Origin of the sequence: Eudoraea algarum, assembly GCF_050589645.1 — a bacterium.
Classification (GTDB): Bacteria; Bacteroidota; Bacteroidia; order Flavobacteriales; family Flavobacteriaceae; genus JBNGOQ01.
In genome coordinates, this window is record NZ_JBNGOQ010000002.1 from 936,624 (window position 1) to 960,685 (window position 24,062).

19 protein-coding genes are annotated in these 24,062 nt (G+C 42.1%); 13 read left to right on the top strand and 6 right to left on the bottom strand.

Annotated features, from left to right (window positions below):
- Nucleotides 1–90: 90 nt before the first annotated feature.
- Nucleotides 91–1,209, top strand: a complete 1,119-nt coding sequence (gene dnaN / locus ACRD67_RS10600) for a DNA polymerase III subunit beta (protein ID WP_430967111.1) — start codon at nucleotides 91–93, stop codon at nucleotides 1,207–1,209.
- Between the two features lie 36 nt (nucleotides 1,210–1,245).
- Here the strand turns inward: dnaN and ACRD67_RS10605 are convergent, their stop codons facing one another.
- Nucleotides 1,246–1,602: a DUF4870 domain-containing protein gene (locus ACRD67_RS10605; protein WP_430967112.1), complete on the bottom strand. Its 357-nt coding sequence runs from the start codon at nucleotides 1,600–1,602 to the stop codon at nucleotides 1,246–1,248.
- An 88-nt stretch (nucleotides 1,603–1,690) separates the two neighbouring features.
- Between ACRD67_RS10605 and mnmE the strand changes: the two genes are divergently transcribed.
- The 3 genes from mnmE to ACRD67_RS10620 all read left to right on the top strand — a co-directional run bounded on the left by mnmE (nucleotide 1,691) and on the right by ACRD67_RS10620 (nucleotide 5,281).
- Nucleotides 1,691–3,121 (top strand): tRNA uridine-5-carboxymethylaminomethyl(34) synthesis GTPase MnmE, encoded by a 1,431-nt coding sequence (mnmE, locus tag ACRD67_RS10610; protein ID WP_430967113.1) that lies wholly within the window; start codon nucleotides 1,691–1,693, stop codon nucleotides 3,119–3,121.
- A 248-nt stretch (nucleotides 3,122–3,369) separates the two neighbouring features.
- Entirely contained in the window at nucleotides 3,370–4,962 is a 1,593-nt protein-coding gene (locus ACRD67_RS10615) for a cysteine peptidase family C39 domain-containing protein (protein ID WP_430967114.1), read from the top strand.
- Between the two features lie 115 nt (nucleotides 4,963–5,077).
- Nucleotides 5,078–5,281: a hypothetical protein gene (locus ACRD67_RS10620; protein WP_430967115.1), complete on the top strand. Its 204-nt coding sequence runs from the start codon at nucleotides 5,078–5,080 to the stop codon at nucleotides 5,279–5,281.
- Between the two features lie 248 nt (nucleotides 5,282–5,529).
- Here ACRD67_RS10620 and ACRD67_RS10625 read toward each other — a convergent pair whose 3' ends face one another.
- Entirely contained in the window at nucleotides 5,530–6,552 is a 1,023-nt protein-coding gene (locus ACRD67_RS10625) for a glycosyltransferase family 2 protein (protein ID WP_430967116.1), read from the bottom strand.
- 258 nt (nucleotides 6,553–6,810) lie between these two features.
- Here ACRD67_RS10625 and ACRD67_RS10630 point away from each other — a divergent pair, with 258 nt between their 5' ends.
- Nucleotides 6,811–7,551, top strand: a complete 741-nt coding sequence (locus ACRD67_RS10630) for a tyrosine-protein phosphatase (RefSeq protein WP_430967117.1) — start codon at nucleotides 6,811–6,813, stop codon at nucleotides 7,549–7,551.
- 2 nt (nucleotides 7,552–7,553) lie between these two features.
- Here ACRD67_RS10630 and ACRD67_RS10635 read toward each other — a convergent pair whose 3' ends face one another.
- Genes ACRD67_RS10635 through ACRD67_RS10650 form a run of 4 tightly spaced genes read right to left on the bottom strand, consistent with a single transcriptional unit; the run spans nucleotide 7,554 to nucleotide 13,813 of the window.
- Nucleotides 7,554–9,950 (bottom strand): GumC family protein, encoded by a 2,397-nt coding sequence (locus tag ACRD67_RS10635; protein ID WP_430967118.1) that lies wholly within the window; start codon nucleotides 9,948–9,950, stop codon nucleotides 7,554–7,556.
- 15 nt (nucleotides 9,951–9,965) lie between these two features.
- Complete coding sequence (locus ACRD67_RS10640) at nucleotides 9,966–10,760, bottom strand: polysaccharide biosynthesis/export family protein (protein WP_430967119.1); 795 nt, start codon at nucleotides 10,758–10,760, stop codon at nucleotides 9,966–9,968.
- A 33-nt stretch (nucleotides 10,761–10,793) separates the two neighbouring features.
- The gene (locus ACRD67_RS10645; RefSeq protein WP_430967120.1) at nucleotides 10,794–12,728 is read right to left on the bottom strand and encodes a polysaccharide biosynthesis protein; all 1,935 of its coding nucleotides are present in this window, start codon (nucleotides 12,726–12,728) and stop codon (nucleotides 10,794–10,796) included.
- Complete coding sequence (locus ACRD67_RS10650) at nucleotides 12,725–13,813, bottom strand: DegT/DnrJ/EryC1/StrS family aminotransferase (protein WP_430967163.1); 1,089 nt, start codon at nucleotides 13,811–13,813, stop codon at nucleotides 12,725–12,727. Before ACRD67_RS10650 ends, ACRD67_RS10645 begins: the two co-directional genes overlap by 4 nt.
- 524 nt (nucleotides 13,814–14,337) lie before the next feature.
- On the opposite strand from ACRD67_RS10650, the gene ACRD67_RS10655 reads away from it, so the two are divergent.
- The 8 genes from ACRD67_RS10655 to ACRD67_RS10690 all read left to right on the top strand — a co-directional run bounded on the left by ACRD67_RS10655 (nucleotide 14,338) and on the right by ACRD67_RS10690 (nucleotide 24,058).
- Entirely contained in the window at nucleotides 14,338–15,375 is a 1,038-nt protein-coding gene (locus tag ACRD67_RS10655) for an NAD-dependent epimerase (protein WP_430967121.1), read from the top strand.
- 25 nt (nucleotides 15,376–15,400) lie between these two features.
- On the top strand, nucleotides 15,401–16,801 hold the full coding sequence (locus ACRD67_RS10660; protein ID WP_430967122.1) for a nucleotide sugar dehydrogenase: 1,401 nt from the start codon (nucleotides 15,401–15,403) through the stop codon (nucleotides 16,799–16,801).
- 363 nt (nucleotides 16,802–17,164) lie between these two features.
- Entirely contained in the window at nucleotides 17,165–18,142 is a 978-nt protein-coding gene (locus ACRD67_RS10665) for an SDR family oxidoreductase (protein ID WP_430967123.1), read from the top strand.
- A gap of 15 nt (nucleotides 18,143–18,157) precedes the next feature.
- Complete coding sequence (locus ACRD67_RS10670; RefSeq protein WP_430967124.1) at nucleotides 18,158–19,438, top strand: nucleotide sugar dehydrogenase; 1,281 nt, start codon at nucleotides 18,158–18,160, stop codon at nucleotides 19,436–19,438.
- Nucleotides 19,439–19,484: 46 nt separating this feature from the next.
- The gene (locus tag ACRD67_RS10675) at nucleotides 19,485–21,005 is read left to right on the top strand and encodes a lipopolysaccharide biosynthesis protein (RefSeq protein WP_430967125.1); all 1,521 of its coding nucleotides are present in this window, start codon (nucleotides 19,485–19,487) and stop codon (nucleotides 21,003–21,005) included.
- A complete protein-coding gene (locus tag ACRD67_RS10680) occupies nucleotides 21,002–22,279 on the top strand; it encodes a hypothetical protein (protein WP_430967126.1) in 1,278 nt (425 codons plus the stop codon). Before ACRD67_RS10675 ends, ACRD67_RS10680 begins: the two co-directional genes overlap by 4 nt.
- A 10-nt stretch (nucleotides 22,280–22,289) precedes the next feature.
- Complete coding sequence (locus tag ACRD67_RS10685) at nucleotides 22,290–23,258, top strand: polysaccharide pyruvyl transferase family protein (RefSeq protein WP_430967127.1); 969 nt, start codon at nucleotides 22,290–22,292, stop codon at nucleotides 23,256–23,258.
- An 11-nt stretch (nucleotides 23,259–23,269) separates the two neighbouring features.
- Nucleotides 23,270–24,058 carry a glycosyltransferase family 32 protein gene (locus ACRD67_RS10690; protein WP_430967128.1) on the top strand — a complete coding sequence of 263 codons (789 nt, stop codon included), beginning with the start codon at nucleotides 23,270–23,272 and terminating at the stop codon, nucleotides 24,056–24,058.
- The last annotated feature ends 4 nt before the right edge of the window (nucleotides 24,059–24,062 follow it).

Sequence of the window (24,062 nt, forward strand, 5' to 3'; positions counted from 1 at the left end):
GTCCCTATTTTAAAGCATTTTAGGCCACGGACATGGATTGGATTTCCTTTAGATCAACCGGGGAACATATGAATAAAAATTACACAACCAATGAAATTTATAGTTTCTAGCAACTATTTACTTAAACAGCTTCAAGTTTTGGGCGGGGTCATTAATAACAGCAATACCTTGCCTATTCTTGATAATTTTCTTTTTGATCTCAAGAAGGCGAAGCTTACGGTTTCCGCTTCTGATCTGGAGACCACCATGAGCACGGTCCTTGAAGTAGATTCGGATAATGAAGGTACGATTGCAGTGCCGGCCAGACTGTTGCTGGATACCCTAAAGACCTTTCCTGAGCAACCCCTCACCTTTGTGGTTGCCGATAACAATACCGTGGAGATAAGCTCCAATCACGGGAAGTATGCGCTGGCCTATGCCGATGGAGCAGAGTTTCCCAAGGCCGTGGAACTGTCCGATCCCAGCTCAACCACACTCATGGGCGATATCTTGGCATCTGCCATAAACAAGACCATATTTGCAGCCGGTAACGATGATCTGCGGCCGGTAATGAGCGGGGTTTTCTTTCAGTTTTCACCCGAGAACCTGACCTTTGTGGCCACGGATGCCCATAAACTGGTAAAATACCAAAGGGCAGATGTAAAGGCCTCGGAAGTGGCAGAGTTTATTATGCCCAAAAAACCCTTGAATTTATTAAAGGGCATTTTGGCCGGAAGTGAAACGGATGTCACTATAGAATACAACGAGAGTAACGCCAAGTTTGTTTTTGAGGACACGGAACTGATCTGTAGGCTCATTGATGGGAAATACCCCAATTACGAAGCAGTAATCCCCAAGGAAAACCCCAACAAACTGACCATTTCAAGAAACCAGCTTCTTAGCTCGGTAAGGCGGGTGTCCATATTTTCCAATAAAACCACGCATCAGATCCGTTTAAAAATAGCCGGGGCCGAATTGAATATTTCCGCCGAGGATATTGATTACAGCAACAAGGCGGAAGAACGCTTAACCTGTTCCTACCAGGGCGATGATATGCAAATAGGGTTCAATTCCCGCTTTTTGGTGGAAATGCTCGGCAACCTGAATTCCGATGAGGTATCCTTGGAAATGAGCTTACCCAATCGCGCCGGTATCCTTACTCCCACCGATGGACTGGACGAAGGGGAAAACGTCACCATGTTGGTGATGCCCGTAATGCTCAACAATTAGATCCGTTTCCCATATATCCGAAAATTCTCCTCAGCCTTAAGAAATAAAGCGCAGGGTCAGGAAATAGCTGGGAGGTTCCCCATTACTGGCCTTTACGGCATTGACAATGGGCAGCGCAAAACCGAGGAGCCCTGCACCGATCAAAGTTAGAATACCAAGACCTAATAACAGAATGGCCGGTATGCTAAGTATGATATACAGCAGTAGGCTCAATTGAAAATTAATGATAGCCTTTCCGTGTTCATCCATATCCGCTACCGAGTTTCTGGTGGACAACCAGAGAATCAGGGGTATTATAAATCCGCCGAATCCAGTGATATAGTGCAAGAGTTGACTTAAATGGGTAACGACCAGCAAGGGTCTGTTTGTTTGGGTTTGATTGATGACTTCCATTTTTTGATTGTTTATGAGGTTCCTATAATATCAGTAGCAAATCCTGTTAAAACGTTACAGCCCAAAAGGAATTTGTATTTTTGCCCCCATGACACACGAGGATACCATAATCGCTTTGGCAACGCCGTCAGGCACGGGAGCCATAGGGGTAATACGCGTTTCGGGCAAGGAGGCGATCCGGCTCGTTTCCCCAAGGTTCAAATCGATCCACGGAAAGAATTTGGGCCAGCAACGAAGTCATACGATCCATTTGGGCCATATTTTGGATGGGGAACGTATCTTGGACCAGGTATTGGTATCTGTATTTAAAGGCCCCCATTCCTACACGGGTGAGGATGTTGTGGAAATTTCCTGTCATGGATCCCCCTATATTCAACAAGAGATCATTCAGCTTTTTCTCCGTCTGGGATGTAGAACCGCAAATGCGGGAGAGTTTACGCTTAGGGCCTTTTTGAACGGAAAGTTAGATCTGAGTCAGGCCGAAGCGGTCGCCGATCTCATTGCCAGTGATAATGAAGCCGCCCACCAAATAGCCATGCAGCAAATGCGCGGGGGGTTCAGCAACGAAATCAAAAGATTGCGCGATGAATTGGTCAATTTTGCCTCGCTTATTGAGCTGGAGCTCGATTTTTCCGAAGAGGATGTGGAATTCGCCGACCGGGGCGAGTTTAAGGTCCTTCTTGTACGTATCCAGGAGGTGCTTAAGCGACTTATAGATTCCTTTGCCGTGGGCAACGTCATCAAAAATGGGATTCCCATAGCCATCGTGGGCGAACCCAATGTCGGGAAGTCTACCCTACTCAACGCCTTGCTCAATGAGGAAAGGGCCATTGTATCCGAGATTGCAGGGACGACCAGGGATACCGTTGAGGACGAAATCACCATAGGGGGTATCGGCTTCAGATTTATCGATACCGCAGGGATAAGGGATACCCAGGACGTTGTGGAAAGTATAGGCATCCAAAAAACCTATGAAAAAATAGCCCAGGCCCAAGTGGTCATTTACTTGATGGATGCCACTTCGCTCATCAGCGACATGGCAATCCCAGGCATAGATGGCGCTTTTTCCGAAAAGTTGTCCGAGATCAAAGCGGTTCAGAACAAGTATCCTCAAAAGTCGCTGCTCATCGTCGTTAATAAGATCGACCTACTCAATAAAGCACAGCAAACTGATTTAAAATCAGGGCTCAAAGCTATAGAAGATTCCTTTTTTCTTCCTTTGTCGGCCAAAACGGGCAAAGGGGTCGAAAGTCTTAAAAACAAACTCCTAGAATTTGTGAATACAGGGGCTTTGAGGAACAATGAGGCCATCGTCACCAACACCAGACACTACGATGCTCTTTTAAAGGCGCTGGCGGAAGTGGAAAAGGTTTCGTTTGGGTTGGACGAGGGCGTTCCAGGTGATCTTTTGGCCATCGATATTCGTCAGGCGCTACATCATTTCGGGGAAATCACAGGCGAGATCAATACGGATGACCTACTGGGAAATATTTTTGCCAATTTCTGTATTGGGAAATAAGTGTCGCTTAACATGGTTTGCCCTAATGGTGCGTAGCCCTGCGTTTGTGTTTCGATGATTCACTTTTTCCTTGTTCGCCTGTATACCTGTCCCGCCTTTTTTGTTTGGATAGAAAATCACTTCGTTGTTGTTCAGGTATGTTAAATAACATCTTATTTTCAAGAGCGCTTCCTTAATTCAGTATCTTTAGTAGGAACTTACCTTCTAACCTTGTAATCTTTATTTTATAATAATCTATGTGAACAACAATGGATCATACGGTTTTTGTTACAAGAAAAATTTTAAACCTACTAAACGTAAGGCATACAAAGTCCTATCTGGAGGATACCATACTTTCCCATGCGGATCAATCGAGTTTGCTAGCCATTTCCGATGTTCTAAACACCTATAATATTGATAACTTGGCGGTTAAGGTAACTTACGAGAAGTTAAGGGAACTGCCCCTGCCCCTTGTTGCCCAGGTTCAATTAAAAAAAACTTCGGCCTTTTACGTGGTACAGGATTGTTCGGATAACACGATTTCCTATTTCGACAATTCGAATAGCCCAAAACGCGAATCCAAAGAGCGTTTTCTGGAAAAATGGACAGGGGTCTGCTTGCTTTTGGATAAATCGGAAGAGGCCGGAGAACCCGGTATTGAGGAAAAAAAGGCATCGAGCAGACTCGTGTATTTTTTAACCGTACTACTGTTTGCATTTTTTGCCATATGGGCTACAATCACTTTTATCGCGTCGGAAAAAGCGGCAGAATTTAGCGCTTCCCTTTTCATACTGATTTATCTTTTGCTTAAAATTGGCGGGATTGCCTTGGGCACCGCTTTATTATGGTTTGAGGTAGATCAATACAACCCCGTATTGCAAAACTTCTGTTCCGGCGGTAAAAAAGTGAATTGCAATTCGGTTCTAAACTCTAAGCACGCCAAGCTTTTAAAGGGAGGGCTAAGTTTAAGCATACTAGGGTTTTCTTATTTTTTTGGTACGTTTTTGTTTGTCCTGTTGCAGCAATTTTCCGGTGCCTCCCTAAGTGCTTTGACCCTGCTCAGCTTTGCCACCTTGCCCATAATCTTACTATCTGCCTACTATCAGGGTGCTGTAATCAAGCAATGGTGCAAATTTTGCCTGGGCGTACAGGTCATCCTAATTGCGGAAATTATCGTTGGCTATGTTAGTGGTCTTTATGAAAACCCTGTTCCACTGCAAACCTTACCTCCATTAGTTGTCCTAATGGTGCTACCCATTTTGGCCTGGAAGCTTATAAAGCCAGTATTGGACAAGGCCCGGGGGGCCACGCAGTATAAAAGGGGATTTAAAAAAATCAAGAATAACGTAGAAGTGCTATCGCATTTGCTTGCTGCTTCAAGAAAAATAGAAACAAGTACGGAAGGACTGGGAATTTTGGTGACAAATAATTCAGCGGAGTACAACGTCATCAAAGTGTGTAATCCCTATTGCGGACCTTGCGCAGCTACACATCCCATTCTGGAAGAACTGGTAAAGAAGGGCAAAATTAACCTGCAAATTCTATTTACCGCTACAACGAACGGCGATGATCATACGGCAAAGCCCGTAAGGCATTTGTTGGCAATAGCCGATCAAGGCGATGAAAATAAAACGCAGGAGGCCTTGGATAGTTGGTACATGGCTCCAAAAAAAGACTATAAGGCTTTCGCAAATAAATATCCGCTAAATGGGGAGTTGGCACAGCAAGACTCAAAAATACGAGCCATGAGCGCCTGGTGCCGGAAGGAAAAAATAAGCTACACCCCTACCCTGTTTGTAAACGGATATGAACTGCCCATTGAATTTTATGGAGCTGCCGACCTAAAGGAAATCCTGGGATAAAAAGGCCCAAAATAAAAACTTTGGGCCCCGAACAATATTCTTTCGCGAAGAATGGACATAAACCTTGAGTGTCCTAAATTGTTCAAGGCAAATATAATTTTAAAGTTTCTATATCATGAAAAAGTTAAGTTTTAAAAATTTGGAATTGAAGGTTGATGAGTTGCTTCAACGCAACGAATTGAAGACCATCGTAGGAGCGGGAGGACCTGCCGGTAGCTGCTCTATCTCCAGTACCTGCTCTACCGGATGTGCCCAGGAAGTTTATCTCGGTTCCTGGCCCAACGTGTTCTGTAGTACCTGTTGCCAACCTCCTTATTAATGTCTAAGTGATTTGCTGTATGGGAATAGCGTATTTTAAATAATTCCCATGCAGCTTTTTAGTAGATAAAATGGTCCTTCTACATTAAATGACGCCGTGTATATCTTTGCTATTTCTTATTAAAACCTGGAATACCTATAATCCGGTATGTTCAGCTGATGTTCGTTTTTATGGTAATATCGATACTATCAAAGCGAGCGCATTGATGTATTGTATGCGATAATCAAAGTCCGCGATACCGGTCTTGATTAAGAATGTACCCAATTTGATTTTGAATGATACAGAACATCGAGTTTTAACCTGTGATATTGTTTTGCTACCCTGTCTTTATCATCAATTGTCTCGATCAGACCCAAGATATGAACAATATTCCGCGCAGACAGTATATCCGAAACCAAATAGGATTGTAACAGTTGCCTGAGCTCATCATCTTTTTTATCTTCTTCATTTAGGTACTGATAAATCTGAAAGCAGGTTCCAAGACCGTGCAAAATAAAACGCATTAAAAACTGGTCATTATACTTTTCAATGAGGTTATGATGCTCTAAAAATTCATACAATTTATCATATACGGATATCATGTTTACTATCTTTTCTTTGGAATACATTTGCGTAATGGAGTCATGCTTCTCGCAATTATAATAATATAGCGATTTAGGGAAGGCTTTAATATTTTTCGCATAGTGAACTGCTTTGGCCACAAAAAGAATATCTTCATAATATACGTTTTCGGGAAATAGAATATCATGCTTCAAAAGGAGTTCTCTTGAATACAGGTAGAGAAAAGGATAGGTGAAAAATCCCTTTGTCAGATTCAGAAAATTAGCGAGGGCACTTTCGCCTATGTCCAAATTCTGGGGAAGTCGCATGCGTTTACTTAACTCGTTATTGTCCCTTCCATAATGTTCTGTATGTCCAAAAACAAGCAAATCTACCTTTTCGGAAGATTTCTTCAAACAACCGACCAAATCGGAAATCGCCTCCAACGGCACCCAATCGTCGGCATCAATGAACCATACATATTCTCCTGAAGCTGCGTTAAGGCCCTTATTGCGCGTGTACCCAACCCGATAGTTCCGGCTATTTTGAAATGATCTGACTCGACTATCCTTTTGCTCATATTCTTGAATTATACGGAACGAATCGTCCGTGGAAAAATCATCTATAATGATGACCTCAATATGGGCATACGTCTGATGAATAACGGAATCCAAGCACCTTCTTAGATAAGAAGCTGCATTGTGAACGGGAATAACAATACTCAACAACATCACAGAAAGGTATATCGATTATTTTAACTATTGTAATGAATAACACTAAATATAATAAGAAAAAGACTACTTTTTAAATGTATGTTCTTTAAATTAGCTCCCCTGGGCTATTTTCGTCTTTACCATTAGTAATCTTTAAGAACCTAGAATAAGGCATAAAAAACGGTGATAGAATCAAATGGAACGATCTTTGCACTGCTTAAAGCAATAAAAAGACTAAATTCGATACTAATATTTTACGTTTGAAATTAGCAATGCATGTTCCATATTTTTACTAAGAAAAGGTTCCTCGCCGATTATCTGGAAAACTTTGTGGATATTCACAACCATATACTGCCCGGTATTGATGATGGGGCCAAGACGGTGGCCGATTCCCTTTCCCTTATCCAGGGATTTTCAGAATTGGGAATCCACAGATTCGTGGCAACGCCCCATATCATGCACAATTTCTATGACAACACCCCAACAACCATAGTCAATTCACTCCACGAATTAAAGAACGAACTTTTAAAAAACGATCTTACGGATGTTTCAATTGAGGCTTCTGCGGAACATATGATCGACGCGAATTTTGAAAATATCCTTGAAAATGACGAGGTAATGCCCCTGCGAAGAAATTACCTATTGATAGAGATGTCGTATTTGCAACCTTCGCTTAACTTTAACGACGCCGTACAGCAAATAGCCGCGAAGCGCTATTTTCCCATCTTTGCCCATCCCGAACGCTATATGTATTTGCACAACCATATGAAAAGCTACAGGGAATATAAGAAACAAGGGATTCAGTTCCAACTCAACTTGTTGTCCCTAAGCGAATTCTATGGAAGGGATGTCAGAAAAACGGCCTTGAAACTCGTAAATGAGGGTTTAATTGACTTTGTAGCCTCGGATGTGCATAATCTGAATCAGTTGAAGCATCTAAAAGAGGTCGCTATTTCCGACGGACTATTAAAATCTGTACTTCCCCTTATAGAACGAACAATCTATGAATTTTACTGAGGTCAATAAAATTTCCACCATTTCTTCAGGGTCTTACCGTAGCCATAGCCATATTTTCCCCCGTACCCTAAATCTAGCGACTTAACATTGTTAACAATGAATGACAAGCCTTTTAATTTGCCCTCCTTGGCGAGTTTTAGAGGGAACTCGACTACTTTGCGCTCTGTAAAACCGGCTTTGGTAACATACAAAATATGACTTGCGAATTCACTGATCAAAAGCGTATCGGTAACTACCATAAGTGGAGCGGTGTCCACTACCACATAGTCATATTTTTCCGAAACCTCAAACAGCAACTCCTTCATTCTTCCACTCATCAACAATTCTGCAGGGTTGGGAGGTACCTTTCCTGAGTATATAATATCAATAGTATTGGTATGGACCAACATAGGATTAATAACATCCTTGGAAGTAAGTGATTCATCAAAAAGATATTCGGTCAGGCCTAGATCTCTCACCCTCCTGGGTTTTCCTAATTTATCGGACTCCTTGCCCGAGAAAAAAGTATACAGTTTGGGGTTCCGGATATCAGCCCCGATCAAAAGTACTTTTTTATTGGTACTTGCAAATACCATGGCCAGGTTGGAGGACAAAAAGGTTTTTCCCTCCCCCGAAATACTGGAAGTAATGAAAATTAGGTTTCTTCGACCATAACCCTTGCCCGACTTTATCATGTAGTCCAGGTTTGTCCTTAAAATACGCAGGGATTCGGCCAACACCGATCGATCCTCGTTATAAACCAATTTGTTTTCCTTCTTGGAAAGCCGTGGCAGTTCTGCTAAAATGGGAACGTCTTTTACGATTTTCTCGAGCCCAACTTTGTTATGTATTTTATTATCCAATAAGTCCCTCACATATATTAGACATAGCGGCAACATAAGCCCCAAAAACAAGGCCGCTGCATAAATCGTGTTTTTCTGGGGAGATACGGGGCCAGAATTAGAGCTATACGCATTATCAATTACTTTGGATTTCGGCGAGGAAGAGGCAAATGCTATTTGGGACTCCTCCCTTTTTTGCAACAAATACAGGTACAGAGATTCAGTCGTTTGCTGTTGCCTTGTTATATCACGTAAAGCCCTTTCATTTTTAGGTGCTGAATAGATTTTTGAATTTATTTGTGATAATTGACTACTCAAGCTATTTGCCCTAAGGTTGAGATTGTTGGTCATGCTGTTGAGACTAGACTGCATGTTGCGTTTAAGCCCAGCTAATTGTTGATCCAGATTTACGATGATCGGATTTTTCTCATTGGAACTTTTCAATAACCTTTTACGTTCGGCCACCAACTCATTGTAACGCGCAGTGGTGTTAGTGATGGAAGGATCGGATAGGCCAATGTTCGATGGAAGGACGTCATATCCAATCTGGCTATCGACCAGATCTTTCATGGACGAAGCTATATTCAACTGAACCGTAGTATTCTCCAGCTCTTGCCTATTCTCAACACCAACGTTAAGATTGATGTTAGCCTCAGAGGCAATATCAGTCAATCCTCTCCCCGTTTTAAAATCTTCAGCCGTTTTGTCTACCGAGGATAAGTTTGTGGAGATCTCTGCAATCCGATCATCTATAAATCTAGACGTCCTGTCCGCGATTATTTTTTTGTCCTCCACGGTGTTTTTATTGTAAACGGAAATAAGCCTATCAATTACCGTTTGAGCCCTTTTTTGTATTTGGTCCTCCAAATAAATGTCTAAAATATTGGACGACTTGTCCGTCGGGGTAATGGTAAGCGCTCTCCGATAGTATTCCGCTACCTTTTCCACCTTGCTGATTACTATTTTGAATTTCCTTCCTCGGTACTCCCCAAGATCTGCCTTTGTGGGAAGAATCACAACATCGCCCAAGGGAGTATCAATATTTTTACCATACGCGTATACCTGCATAGGAGCATCTTCACTTCTGGAAAAACCAAAGGTGGTATCGGTTGAGGGGTTTATAAAAAATTGAAGTTTTGAATTATGTACAATGGAATCTGGAGCAATAAAATTAATCTTAAAGGGTTGGGCATCCGTATCATAAATTTCAGAGTCCAGAATATTTCCCATAGAAATAATCCTCACATTTAAACCCAGATCCCTAACCACCTGGATTAAATTTGATCTTGATTTCAACACCTGTATCTCATCTTGAACCCTACTATTGTTGTTCTCAGAAAAAACGTTCAAATCCTGGAACACGCCCAACTCCGGAGCGGAGTTCCCTTCATCCAAAATTTGAATTTTTGCTTGGGCAGCAAATTTTGGTGGCGTATATCTAATATTAACATAGGCCAGTATCAGAGCTACTACAACAGATGCAATAATCCATACCCAACGCCTAGTAAAGGTTTTTATGAATCCGTTTAAATCAAAACTATCGGTACTGGGAGTAGTAGGTTCAGAACTTAGACTCACGTGCAAAATTTTTAATTAACGAGTTGATGTTACTACCAAGGTTGCCACGGAAAGTAAAACGCCCACAACGGACAGTGTTACTGTAAGTCCCTGAGTAGAAGCGGAGGTATTCACCGCTGCTTGGTTGGGTTCTACATATATAACGTCATTCTGGGTCAAATAATATACCGGGGATTTCATGGCCTCCTTACTGGTAAGGTCTATTCTATTGTATACTTTGGTTCCATCAAAATCCCTGATTACCAATATGTTGTTTCTAAGGCCTCGAATGTTTAAATCACCGGCCAATCCTAGTGCTTCCAAAATCGTGATTTGTTCTCCGATTACGGGATAGGTGCCAGGTTGCCTTACCTCACCCAAAATGGTAACGGTAAAATTCAATATCCTGATATTGATAATAGGGTCCTTTAAATACTCTGAAAGCTTATCTCGTAGCAGTACCCTAAGTTCTTCCTGAGAAAGCCCCTCTACCTTTACCTTGCCCAATACCGGAAAATCTATCTCCCCATCCTTATCCACCAAATAGCTCACCTGTTCAGCAACAATGCCCGCATTAGCACCGGAGTCCCCAGAAACCCCTACAAGTAGATTAAACGGAACACTTGCCTCTGGATCCAAGGTGGAGACATGTACGCTTATAAGATCATCTACCTTAAACTTTGGAGTAAAGGTATTATCGCTTATCAATGTCTCAAAGCTCTGCGTATCCTGAAAATAGACAACATCCTGCCTGGAAGCACAGGAGAACAAAAAAATGAAACTTAAAAGAATGATTGGGACAAAGCGGAAAAAGATATTTTTTCTGTGCATAAAGCTGTTTTTATACGATTGTGGTTCGGATGCCTAAGGCTGCAAAACCTGATCTCGAGTAGCGCTCGGTTTTTTTGCCTCCTTATTTTCGTCCAATTTACAAAGCTCCGAATTATTTGAGACATATTCCGGCACAATTTTTTTCATCAGCCTCACCGTATCTTCCTTAAAGAACATATTGGCAACACAAAGTTCGTCAACATTGGAGCGGACTTCTGAATAATTCAACTCCCTCACCTTACTGATCATGATTTTCTTATGGTAAGTAGGAAGGGTATTTTCACCGTTGGCCAAAAGCTCTTCATATAACTTTTCCCCAGGTCTGAGCCCGGTAATCTTGATGTCGATATCCTCGGGATACCTTAGCCCGGACAATTTGATCATGTTTTGGGCAAGATTAAAGATCTTGACCGACTCGCCCATATCAAAAAGGAAAATCTCACCTCCGTCACCCATGGCGCCCGCTTCTAAAACCAATTGCGAGGCTTCCGGGATGGTCATAAAGAATCGTGTAACATTCTTATCCGTAACCGTTAAAGGTCCGCCTTTTTCGATTTGTTTTTTAAACAGGGGGATAACGGAACCGTTGGATCCAAGCACGTTACCGAAACGGGTGGTGATAAACTTCGTTTTGCCTTCCTGTTGCATACAGCTGATATACATTTCAGCGATCCGCTTGGTAGCTCCCATAACATTTGACGGGTTGACCGCCTTATCCGTGGACACAAAAACAAATTTATCCACTTTGTGGTTTAGCGACAAATCTGCAATTACCTTGGTTCCCGCTATGTTGATCTTTATGGCCTCATAAGAGTTGTACTCCATTAAGGGAACGTGTTTATAGGCGGCAGCATGGAAGACCAGATTGGGCTTATACTCCTGGAAAATATGGTTCATCCTATTCTTGTCCCGAATATCCGCTACGATAGCCATAAAATTAAAATGACCGTTTTGCTTAAGTTCCTGTTGTAGATCGTACAAGGCAGATTCTGCCTGATCTACGATAATTAGTGATTTATATTGGAACTTGCAAATTTGGCGAACAAGCTCACTCCCAATGGAACCGGCCCCTCCGGTAACAATAACAACTCTGTCCCTGAGTTCCTGAGGTATTTTTGAGTTTGTTATGTTTATCGGTGCCCTATCCAACAGATCCTCTATCTGGACCTGCTTGATTTGGGAAAGCCTGAGTTCTCCGTTTATCCAATCCTCCACGGGGGGAACAATCTTGACCAATACAGGAAATTCCACTAAGCTTTCAACCAACTCCCGTAATTTAGTGGGATCTACGTTTTGAACAGAAAAAATAACCTCTGAAATGTCCTTTTTAAGAATAAAACTTTCCGTTAGCACCTCATTGCCATAGACTTTTACCCCGTTTATGAACTTCCCGTTCTTTTTCTTGTCATCATCCACATAGCCAACCACCTTGGCATTTGTTGAAGAACGGTTCGTAATGGCATTATGCGTTAAAATACCAGATTCCCCAGCTCCATATATGAGCACATTCTTAGTGGCCTTGAACTTGTTGATCAGATTGTAGTAAATGCTCTTGAACACATATCTGGAGGCCGTAAGCAATACAAAACCCACCAGACTGTGAATAATGATGATGGACAATGGAATGGTAAAATTGTCTATAAATCCGAACTGCCTGTTCACGATAACCATAAAAATGGATAAAATACTGGACAGGCAAATGGCATTGAACAGGTTATAAACGTCCCTAACCCCTGTATGTCGTATGATGCCCTTGTAGGATCCCGTTATCAAAAAGGCCACCAAGGTAATACACATAACAAAGGGCAATTGGACAAATAACATGTCCACGTCAAAATTAAGCGTCAGGTTAAACCTTATGAAGTAAGAAAGTATAAAAGCAACTCCGAAGATAACAAGGTCTATCGCTAGCACGAGCCACTTGGAGGAATATCTAAAAACGGTATCGGTCAAGTAGTTTTGTATCATGTTAGGGATGTTTTAGTAATATGGGCTATCAGATGTAAGTCTTCCTCGCTGAGATTGGAGCCACTCGGCAAACATAGGCCACGCTCAAATAAATCTTCCGAGGTTCCATCAGAAAAATGTGGGAAATTCTGAAAAATCGGCTGCAAATGCATAGGCTTCCACAAGGGCCTCGATTCTATGTCCAATTCCGACAGTGCAAGTCTTATCTTTTCCCTAACCGCAAACGTAGGGGTAAGGATACAGCTAAGCCATCGATTGGAGAAAAATCCATCAGGCTCTTGCAAGAATTCTAGACCATCAATGTTGCCTAGGGCATTCAAGTAAAAATCAAAATTATTTCTTCTGGCCAAAATGCGCTCCTCTAAAACCTCCATCTGTCCGCGTCCAATACCTGCAAGAACATTACTCATCCTGTAATTATATCCTATGGAAGAATGTTGATAATGGGGTGCATTGTCCCTGGCCTGGGTAGACAAGAACACGGCCTTTTTCCTAACCTCTAAATCTTTGGTAAGCAAAGCACCGCCTCCAGATGTAGTAATAATCTTGTTTCCATTAAACGACAAAATACCTATATCGCCGAAGGTGCCACATTTGACACCCTTATATGAGCTTCCCAAGGCCTCCGCACTGTCTTCAATAATGGGAATGTCATACCTATCGGCCAATTGCCTTATTTCATCTACCTTATAGGGCATACCGTATAGGTGAACCGCAATAATTGCCTTAGGGGTCTTCCCGGACTTTATCCTGTTCAAAATAGCTTCCTCCAACAAGTTGGGCGACATATTCCATGTAAGGGGTTCACTGTCCACAAAGATGGGATTTGCTCCTAAGTACCGAATGGGATTTGCCGAGGCGGAAAACGTAAAACTTTGGCAGATGACCTCATCACCATGTGATACACCCAGTAGTTCCAAGGCCAAATGAATAGCTGCCGTACCCGAACTTAGCGCGGCAACGTGAGAAGAATTTCCAACATAGTCCTGAATAGCCGTTTCGAACCCATCCACGTTAGGTCCCAAGGGCGCAATCCAGTTGGTTTCAAAAGCATTGTTGACATACTCTTGCTCCTTGCCTCCCATGTGAGGAGAAGACAACCAAATCTTATTTCGGGAAATAGTTTTCAATATGTTGATTATCTAATGGTTTTTCCAGTGCTTTACAAGCTATAAAAGTAGGCCTATAATCTATAAATGGAATAAGCAAGGAAGATAATTCGGCAAACGATTTAAAAAATCCGTCAACCGCCCCATAATTTTCCCCTTGAACGGATAAAAGTGACCTTTTCCTCACATATAACAACTGCCCATACTCTTAATAGCTCATCCCCAAAAATCCCCTATGTACGGCTCTTTGGGAATCGTTAGGCACCTTTCAATTTATAAAAAATATTCTCCCAAACCTAATCCTTCGGGTCAAACCCTGGGGACACAGCCTTTTTTTTGAACAATTGTGGGATTGGCCCGTGGGTTTTGAATTCCGAACGAGGTGAAAAGGGACTTGGCAACCAACTCTTTTTTTTATTTTGGATTTAATGCACCATCAAAGTTCGTTATTGTATACTTTTGTCAAATATTTGTTCCAAAATTAACGCCTAGCTATTGAGATGAAAGTATTGGTTACCGGTGCTGCAGGGTTTATAGGGTTTCATGTCGCCAAAAGACTTTTAGAGAATGGGCACCACGTCATCGGTTTGGATAATATCAACGATTACTACGGCCCCAATCTCAAGTATGCAAGATTAAGGGAACTGGGCATAGCACGTGACCAAGCGGAAAGCTTTGGCCAAATGTCTGCTAGCGAGACTTATGGTAACAGTTTCAAATTTGTTCGTTTATCTTTGGAAGACAGGGAAGCGCTGCCCAAGCTTTTTACCTCCGAAGGCTTTGAGGTCGTCTGTAATTTAGCGGCCCAGGCAGGCGTGCGTTACAGCCTTGAAAACCCCGAAGCCTATGTGGACAGCAATATTAATGGGTTTTTGAACGTCTTGGAATGTTGTAGGCATTATGAAATCAAACATTTGGTATATGCCAGTAGTTCAAGTGTGTATGGCCTCAATACGGATATTCCGTTTAGGACTACGGATGCTGTAGACCACCCCATAAGCTTGTACGCGGCTACGAAGAAAAGTAATGAATTAATGGCCCATACCTATAGCCACCTATACAAATTTCCGACGACCGGTCTTCGATTTTTTACGGTCTACGGACCGTGGGGGAGGCCAGATATGGCCATGTTTCTCTTTACGGATGCCATACTAAAGGAGAAGCCCATAAATGTGTTTAACCATGGAGAGATGGAGCGGGATTTTACCTTTATAGATGATATTGCGGAAGGTGTTACCCGGGTGATTGAAAAAAACACCCATGAACGGGTCGCTGCCAAGGAATTTTATAAGCTTTATAATATTGGTAACAATAAGAGCGTTAAATTAACCGAATTTATTGAGGAAATCGAGTCCAATCTGGGGAAAAAATCAAAAAAAAATATGCTCCCCATTCAACCGGGAGATGTGGAACGTACATGGGCCAATGTGGATGGTTTGATCCAGGATTATGGCTATTCTCCCAAGACTTCTATAAAAAAAGGGATTAAATGTTATATAGACTGGTTCCTTAGTTATTACAATACACCAATAGATTAAATTGAGAATAAACATTTAGTTAAGAATGAAGGAAATAACCAAAATTTGCTGTATCGGCGCAGGTTACGTAGGTGGTCCTACCATGTCTGTAATTGCAAAAAAATGTCCAGGGATTACGGTTACCGTGGTCGATATCAATGCGGATAGAATCAGTGCTTGGAACGATGAAAATCTGGACAATTTGCCCATTTACGAGCCGGGTTTAAAAGAAATCATTGCCGAGACCAGGAACAAAAATCTTTTCTTTTCCACAGAGATAGACAAGGCCATTGACGAGGCGGAGATGATCTTTATTTCCGTAAACACGCCCACCAAGACCTATGGGAAAGGTAAGGGCCAAGCATCTGACCTAAAATATATTGAGCTTTGCGCAAGAAACATTGCCCAGGTCGCCAAGGAAGACAAAATTGTAGTTGAAAAATCCACCTTGCCCGTTAGAACCGCCAAGACCATAAAGGAAATACTGGATAATACGGGAAAAGGGGTCAACTTTGAGATTTTATCAAATCCCGAATTTTTGGCGGAAGGAACTGCAATAGACGATCTTTTGAATGCTGACAGAATTCTTATTGGAGGGGAGAATACCCCTTCCGGGCAAAAGGCTAAGGAAATACTTGGTAATGTCTATGCCCAATGGCTTCCAGCCGAGCGCATACTGCAGACCAACGTATGGTCGTCCGAGCTTTCCAAATTGGTTGCAAATGCTTTTTTGGCGCAACGAATATCTTCGATCAATTCAATCTCTGCCCTGTGCGAAAAAACAGATGCCAATGTTGCCGAAGTAGCCAAAGCAATCGGGTTGGACTCCCGAATAGGGCCAAAATTTTTGAACGCCTCTGTAGGGTTTGGAGGTTCCTGTTTTCAAAAGGATATCCTCAATTTGGTGTATATCGCTAAGTCGTATAATCTAACTGAGGTGGCCGAATACTGGGAGCAAGTTATCACCTTAAACGATTATCAAAAGCGACGCTTTGCAAATAATATTGTAAACACCCTCTACAATACCGTGTCCGGTAAAAAAATCGTTTTCTACGGCTGGGCATTCAAAAAAGATACAAATGATACGCGAGAATCTGCCGCGATATATGTGGCCGATGCCTTACTTGACGAGCAAGCAGAGATTCTGGTGTATGACCCTAAGGTAAGTGCGGAAAGGGTATATGCAGACCTGGACTACCTGAATACCAGAAGTGAGAAACAGAACCGGAAACTGGTCACCGTGGTCAGCGACCCTGTAGAAGCTACCAAAGACGCCCATGCCGTAGCCATTCTTACGGAATGGGATGTATTTAACGAATTGCCTTGGACGACTATCTACGATCAAATGTTAAAGCCGGCATTTATATTCGACGGAAGAAGGATTTTGGACAAAAATCGTTTTGAAGAAATTGGATTTAAGTTTTATCAGATCGGGGAAGGGAAATAGGTATTCGGAACAGCGTATTGTCTTCCAATCATCTTTAACGCCACCCGATACCAATAGATGTGTCCGTTAAAAAATAAGTTCCCTCTTTATGGATAGGTGTATGGCACCTCACAAAATTAGGTAAGACAACCACGAAACATTTTTGAGGTTTCCATGATGTTTCCTAGGATTGTGATTAGCTCCCATCATTTTTATTCGGCAGGGGGCATTTCCCTGATGGGCTTAGGTTTTAAGTGCCTGCCTTTTAAGGGGTTCAACTTTTATTGAATTTCATCGTTGATAACATACGCTTGACATATAAAGGGGTGTCAAGTTGGTTTTTTTTTATAATATTTGCCGCCTAGTAATTAAAAATAGTGCTCGATGCCAAAAAAGACTAAAGTATTGGTCACCGGAGGTGCCGGTTTCATAGGATCTAACCTTTGTGAAAAACTGGTTGCAATGGATTTTGGGGTTAGTTGTCTCGATAATTTTGCAACGGGAAAAAGAGAAAATCTGGATGCTATAATCGATCATCCAAACTTCAGCCTGATCGAAGGGGATATCCGCGACCTTGCCACCTGCCATAAAGCCTGTGTTGGCCAGGATTTTATTCTTCATCAAGCGGCATTGGGATCAGTGCCACGTTCCTTAAACGATCCCATAACCAGTAATGAGGTAAATGTTACGGGTTTCCTAAATATGTTGGTCGCAGCAAGGGACGCTGGTGCCAAACGTTTTATTTACGCAGCAAGCTCCTCTACCTATGGAGATTCTGAAAGCCTACCAAAGGAAGAAGATATCATCGGAAGGCCTTTGTCTCCCTATGCCATCACCAAATACGTAAATGAGCTTTATGCCGATATCTTTTATCAATCGTACGGTTTTGAAACAATAGGTCTTCGCTATTTTAATGTTTTCGGTAGAAAACAAGACCCCAACGGGGCTTATGCGGCGGTGATTCCCAAATTCGTGATGCAGTTCATGCAACACGAGTCGCCCGTAATAAATGGCGACGGTACGTATTCCAGGGATTTCACCTATATAGACAATGTGGTTCAGATGAATTTGAAAGCCATGTTGACTACTAATCCGGATGCTGTAAATCAAGTATATAATGTGGCCTATGGGGAAAGGACCTCGTTAAACGAATTGGCCGAACTGCTAAAGAAATACCTATCTGAATTTGATAGTGTCATTGCAGACATTCCTGTTACATATGGCCCTAACAGAAAGGGCGATGTGCCACACTCCCTGGCTTCCATCGCCAAGGCCGAAGAACTCCTTGAATATCATCCCGAATTTGACATTAACACAGGATTAAAAGAAGCTACCAAATGGTATTGGGATAATTTAAGATAACTTAACACCTGAGATTTGAAAGACGTAAAAATAGCAATTATAGGTTTGGGGTATGTGGGTCTACCCTTAGCAAGACTCTTCGCAACCAAGTACCCTGTTATCGGGTTTGACATTAATGGAGAGCGAATCGCCGAGCTGCGCTCGGGCAAAGATCTCACACTCGAAGTTTCAGATGAGGCCCTTCAAATGGTATTACAGGACAATCCTGTCATGACCAAAGGCCTATATTGTACCGGAAATATGGAGGATATAGAGGATTGTAACGTTTATATCGTCACGGTTCCCACTCCTGTAGACAAAAATAACCGACCGGACCTCACGCCCTTGTACAAATCTAGCGAGGCGGTTGGAAAAGTACTCAAAAAAGGAGATATCGTTGTGTACGAGTCCACAGTGTATCCCGGAGTTACTGAGGAAGAATGTGTGCCCGTATTAGAAAAGGTGAGCCAGCTGAAGTTCAATGTGGATTTTTATGCCGGCTATTCCCCTGAACGTATTAATCCCGGGGACAAAGAACATACGGTAGAAAAGATATTAAAGGTAACGGCAGGGTCCACTCCGGAAATCGGAAAAAAGGTGGATGCGCTGTACGCTTCGGTCATTACCGCCGGTACCCACCTTGCCCCTACCATTAAAATAGCGGAGGCGGCCAAGGTCATTGAAAACTCCCAGCGCGACATCAACATTGCCTTTGTAAACGAGCTGGCCAAGATTTTTAACCTTATGCAGATAGATACGAACGAGGTGTTGAAAGCTGCCGGGACCAAATGGAACTTTCTGCCATTCAAACCGGGACTCGTTGGAGGCCATTGCATTGGGGTAGACCCCTATTATTTAGCGCAACGCGCCCAGGAATTCGGATACCATCCGGAGATTATCCTGGCCGGTAGAAGATTGAACGATGGTATGGGCCAATATGTGGCTTCAGAAGTTATCAAATTGATGGTACAGGCAGATGTTCGCATCAAAAACGCCAAGGTTCTGGTGCTTGGCATCACCTTTAAGGAAAATTGTCCTGATGTGAGAAATACGGGAGCCTATGATGTAATCAAACATCTTATTGGCTTTGGAACGAACGTTACGGTCTATGACCCCTGGGCAGAACCTGAAGATGTTAAACACTCATATGGACTGGAAACCACCAAAAAACTACCTAATACTATTTTTGATGCCGTAGTGCTAACCGTAGCCCATAAGGAATTTTTGAATCTTGATCTCAAAGCGTTGACAGGACCAAAGGGGGTTATTTACGATGTTAAAGGCGTTATTAAAGAAGAAGTAAACGGTAGGTTATAAAACAACAGTATACCCCTCACTCGTAGGGTGCTAAAAACCAGATGCTTTGAGTCAACTTAAAAAAGGAGCCTTTTTAAACTACACCACCATCATTCTTACCAATTTGGTGGGATTGCTTCTAACGCCATTTATTATCCGGCAACTGGGCAACGAGGAGTTCGGTCTTTATACCTTGATCGGTGCGTTTGTAGGGTATATTTCGATACTCGATTTTGGCCTTACCAATACCGTTGTGAGGTTTGTGGCCAAGTACAGGGCGGAAAAGGACAGGAAAGGGGAGGAAAACTTTCTGGCGACCACCATGGTCATTTATTCCATCATTTCGTTTTTAGTACTTATTATTGGAACCATCTGTTATCTAAATATTGAAAACATCTTTGCCGATTCCTTGACTCCGGATCAAATTGAGAAAGCGAAAATTATGTTCGCTATTCTTGTTTTCACCCTGTCCATAGGCCTTCCGGCCGGAGCTTTTGAAGGCATCTGTTTTGGCTATGAGCAGTTTGTGTTTCCAAAATCGGCCAAAATAATTCGCTACCTGGTACGATCCGCCTTGGTGGTAGCCCTATTGTTAATGGGGGGAAAAGCGGTGTCTATGGTAATTCTGGATGCTTCGCTCAACCTGATATTGATCATAGTCACCATTACCTTTGTTTTTAAAAAGCTTAAGGTCCGCTTCAAATTACACGAGTACAGTCTGGCGCTTCCCAAGCGAATTTTCAGCTATTCCGTTTGGATTTTTGTTTTTGTATTGGTAGGACAGTTCCAATGGAGGGTTGGGCAGATGGTTTTGGGAGTGGTAGCAAATACTACTATGGTTGCTATTTTTGCTGTAGGTGTGATGCTGGGCACTTATTATGGAGCGTTCTCCACAGCCATTTCGGGTGTCTTCCTCCCCCGCGCCACGCAGATGACGGTTGCCAATGCAAGCTCAGAAGAACTGACCAATATGATGATTAAGATCGGCAGATTGTCCTTTATTGTATTAATGTATATTTTAGGTGCCTTTATTCTCTATGGAAAGCAATTTGTATTGTTATGGGTCGGGGAATCCTATAACGATTCTTGGATTATTGCGTTGACCATCATGTTCGCTTATACCCTACCCTTAGTCCAAGGGTTCGGAAATTCCATTTTGGAAGCAAGAAACAAATTGTCCTTCAAAGCTATAATCTATCTTGTATTTTTAATTCTTGGAACCGGATTCGGAGCCTTTCTCGCCAAGAGTTACGGAGCTATAGGCATGATTTCCGGTTCCGTAACAGGTTGGTTGATTGTTCAAAACGTTATGAATTTCTACTATCATAAAGTAATCCGACTCAATATATTACGTTTTTTTAAAGAGCTTTTGCATAAAACCCTTTTGTCTTTTTTATTGGTCGTGTTCCTTGGTTATTTTATTAACTACATTCCTGGTGAAAATTGGTTTAATTTTGTGTTTAAAGCAGTAATTTATACGATAGTGTACGGTTTTATTATGTATAACTTAGGAACGATAGCTTTTGAGAAAAAACTCTTTAAGGATGCCCTATTGTCTGCAGTAAATAAAGTAAAAAGAGCTAAATGAATCATTTTACTCTAAATAACATCACAATCACCCAAAATGGTTCCAGAGTGCAGTATGAGTATACTGTAAGCAAGGGTATTAAAAAGTACTTTAACTTAGATAAGCCATACTATGCGGCTTATGACCAATATATTGGGGATACACCGCCCAGCTTGCTGGTTATACCCCTCTTGGCCAACATTATGCCCATCTCCTGGTTTGTAGGGTTCGACGTGCATGTCAATGAGTTGGATGCCACCTTTCATGAATCCTTAAAAAAACTCAAGGAACAGTTCTTGATTTTCCATCCTGGCAAAGAACTTAGGGGCGAACTTCATGTAGGATCCTTAAAGGAAAACACTATTGGGGAAAACAACACCTCACTGCTTTATAGTGGAGGATTGGATTCCTATGATTCGTTGATAAGGAACATAGACAAAAACCCCTTTCTAATTTCCATACATGGTGCAGACGTCAAAATAGCTGATACAAAGCGCTGGAATCAGTTTAAGAAGTTCAATTCAGAGGAAACCATAGTGAATCACGAACGCCTCTTTTACATCGAATCCAATCTAAGGGAATTCTATACATATAAAGTAGAATTATTGGCCGGGTTAGGTTGGTGGGGAAGCGTTCAGCACGGTATGGCACTGCTGGGGGTATTGGCCCCCCTCAGCCATACTTTTGGCCTGCGGGATGTTCGAATTGCCGCCTCGGCGACCCATGAAGTGACCTATAGCTGGGGATCCTCGCCCAAAATAGACGAAAACATGAAGTGGGCCAATACTACGGTTACCCATGATGGTTACGACCAACGGCGTACGGACAAAATTGACAATGTGGTGGCTTATGTAAAGGAAAGTAGAGTAGGCATAAAACTACGAGTATGTTATGCAGAAGCTCGATCCAGCTATAACTGTAGCACATGCCACAAATGTCAGCGTACCATGCTTAGCCTAATCCTTTCCAATGCGGATCCTGCCGACTACGGATTTATTGTGCCCGAAAATTTGTATGAAATTTTGTTCAAAAATTTTAACGAAAATACAATAATGACCGTTGGTATTCTATACCAGTGGACGTGCCTGCAAGATAAGGCAAAGGAAGGTGTACCCTTTTTTGTGATTAAGGACAAGGAAAAAGAAAGAAAAGCTATTGATGAATTTGCAAACCTGAATCTAGGTGCAATTGTTAATAAAAATGAAATAAGAGTGAAAAAAGAGAAGAAGCTGCGATTTATTCTAAAACAGAACTTCCCACGGCTTTTTAAAATATATGCAAAACTAAGACACTAAACATCTAACCATGAAATACGGAATACTTACCTATCTAGAAGGTAAAGAAAAATATAATGTTGGCGATTACGTGCAAAGCTTGGCGGCCCGACAGTTCCTGCCTAGGGTAGATACCTTTATGAACCGGGAAAAATTGGCGGATTATTCCGGGGACGGGATTAGATTGATCATGAACGGATGGTTTACTCATAACCACAGCAATTGGGTACCTGCCAATCAAATAGATCCCCTGTTCGTTTCGTTTCACGTCAATTCTACCGCAGCACCCTTTATGCTCGATGATAAGGGAATCTCCTACCTAAAGGCACATGAACCCATAGGTTGTAGGGACAGGTATACGGCCCAAATTTTGCAAGAAAAGGGTATTGATGCATACTTTACAGGATGTTTGACCCTTACGCTGGACAATTATAAGGTAGACGACTCCGAAAGGGGCGACGCCATTTATATTGTTGACCCCTTTTACAACTACCCTACCCGGGAAAAAGTTTTCCTTACCCCCAAACACTTTGTGAAATCGGTGTTGAACGGTAATCTCTTTAAGTTGAACCAAATAGAGAAGCAACTTGCCAAAGTGGTCGACAAGGAACTTTTGGAATCTGCCCAATACATTACTCAAATCAAACCCGTTGGGCAGGAGACGGATGAGGAAAAGTTTGCCTATGCCGAGGAATGTCTAAACAAATATGCGAAGGCCAAATTGGTAATTACGTCACGTATACACTGTGCCTTACCTTGCCTAGCCATGGGCACCCCGGTTATCTTTCTCAATGCCTTCAATACCTTTGTTGACACCTGTCGGTTCGACGGTATTGCGGAGCTTTTCAATAGAATAGACGTCGCTGATGATGGCAGTTTTACTTCAAACTTCGGTTTGGAGGGCAAAATAAATGCGAACACTATGGTCACCAACCTAGGACTGCACCATCAACTGGCTGAGCCTCTTAAAGAGCGGTGTCGAAGTTTCATTAATCAGTAAGCGAGCATCATATGATACCCAAAAAAATACATTATTGTTGGCTTAGTGGAGATCCATTTCCAGAATTGATTGCGAGATGCATTGAAAGCTGGGAAAAGTATTTACCGGACTACGAGTTCATTCTATGGGATACGAATCGCTTCAATATGGACGATAGTGTTTGGGTGTCAGAGGCGTTCGAGACCAAGAAGTATGCCTTTGCGGCAGACTATATTAGGTTGTATGCAGTATATCATCATGGAGGAATCTATTTGGATACAGACATTGAGGTGCTCAAAAGTTTTAATGATCTGTTACATCTTCCCTACTTTCTCGGTTCCGAAGGTCAGGGTATTATTGAGGCCGGTGTGTTCGGTGCAGAAAAAAACACCCCATGGATTGCGGAGTGTTTGAAGCATTATGACAATAGGGCCTTCATTAAAATAGATGGGAGTTTGGACCAAGCAACACTGCCCAGAATTATGATGCAGCAAGTGAAACAGTCGTATATTCTCGAGGAATTGACATCCCCAGAAATTAAAACCCTGGACTATTCGGCTAAAGAAGAGAAAAAGGTATACATGTTTCCGCAAGATTACTTTTGTGCAAAAAATCATGGAACGGGAATGATTGAAAAAACCGAAAACACCTATAGCATCCATCATTTTGCGATGTCTTGGGTTTCCAAAAAAAGAACGGTTCTTCCTAATATAAAGAGAAAGTTAATGGGCGTCATCGGAGTAAAAGCGGTGAATAACCTGATTTTGCTTTTTGGGTTCAGAAAACTTAAGAGAAAATTCAAACGGCCAAAAAATAACTAATCTA

Excerpts from the sequence above, each read along its gene's own strand:
- ACRD67_RS10680 (WP_430967126.1), top strand. The coding sequence starts at position 21,002 with ATGAATCATTTTACTCTAAATAACATCACAATCACCCAAAATGGTTCC.
- ACRD67_RS10630 (WP_430967117.1), top strand. The coding sequence starts at position 6,811 with ATGTTCCATATTTTTACTAAGAAAAGGTTCCTCGCCGATTATCTGGAA.
- ACRD67_RS10650 (WP_430967163.1), bottom strand. The coding sequence starts at position 13,813 with ATGGGAGGCAAGGAGCAAGAGTATGTCAACAATGCTTTTGAAACCAAC.
- ACRD67_RS10685 (WP_430967127.1), top strand. The coding sequence starts at position 22,290 with ATGAAATACGGAATACTTACCTATCTAGAAGGTAAAGAAAAATATAAT.
- ACRD67_RS10620 (WP_430967115.1), top strand. The coding sequence starts at position 5,078 with ATGAAAAAGTTAAGTTTTAAAAATTTGGAATTGAAGGTTGATGAGTTG.
- ACRD67_RS10615 (WP_430967114.1), top strand. The coding sequence starts at position 3,370 with ATGGATCATACGGTTTTTGTTACAAGAAAAATTTTAAACCTACTAAAC.
- ACRD67_RS10645 (WP_430967120.1), bottom strand. The coding sequence starts at position 12,728 with ATGATACAAAACTACTTGACCGATACCGTTTTTAGATATTCCTCCAAG.
- ACRD67_RS10605 (WP_430967112.1), bottom strand. The coding sequence starts at position 1,602 with ATGGAAGTCATCAATCAAACCCAAACAAACAGACCCTTGCTGGTCGTT.
- dnaN (WP_430967111.1), top strand. The coding sequence starts at position 91 with ATGAAATTTATAGTTTCTAGCAACTATTTACTTAAACAGCTTCAAGTT.
- ACRD67_RS10660 (WP_430967122.1), top strand. The coding sequence starts at position 15,401 with ATGAAGGAAATAACCAAAATTTGCTGTATCGGCGCAGGTTACGTAGGT.
- mnmE (WP_430967113.1), top strand. The coding sequence starts at position 1,691 with ATGACACACGAGGATACCATAATCGCTTTGGCAACGCCGTCAGGCACG.
- ACRD67_RS10655 (WP_430967121.1), top strand. The coding sequence starts at position 14,338 with ATGAAAGTATTGGTTACCGGTGCTGCAGGGTTTATAGGGTTTCATGTC.
- ACRD67_RS10640 (WP_430967119.1), bottom strand. The coding sequence starts at position 10,760 with ATGCACAGAAAAAATATCTTTTTCCGCTTTGTCCCAATCATTCTTTTA.
- ACRD67_RS10690 (WP_430967128.1), top strand. The coding sequence starts at position 23,270 with ATGATACCCAAAAAAATACATTATTGTTGGCTTAGTGGAGATCCATTT.
- ACRD67_RS10625 (WP_430967116.1), bottom strand. The coding sequence starts at position 6,552 with ATGTTGTTGAGTATTGTTATTCCCGTTCACAATGCAGCTTCTTATCTA.
- ACRD67_RS10665 (WP_430967123.1), top strand. The coding sequence starts at position 17,165 with ATGCCAAAAAAGACTAAAGTATTGGTCACCGGAGGTGCCGGTTTCATA.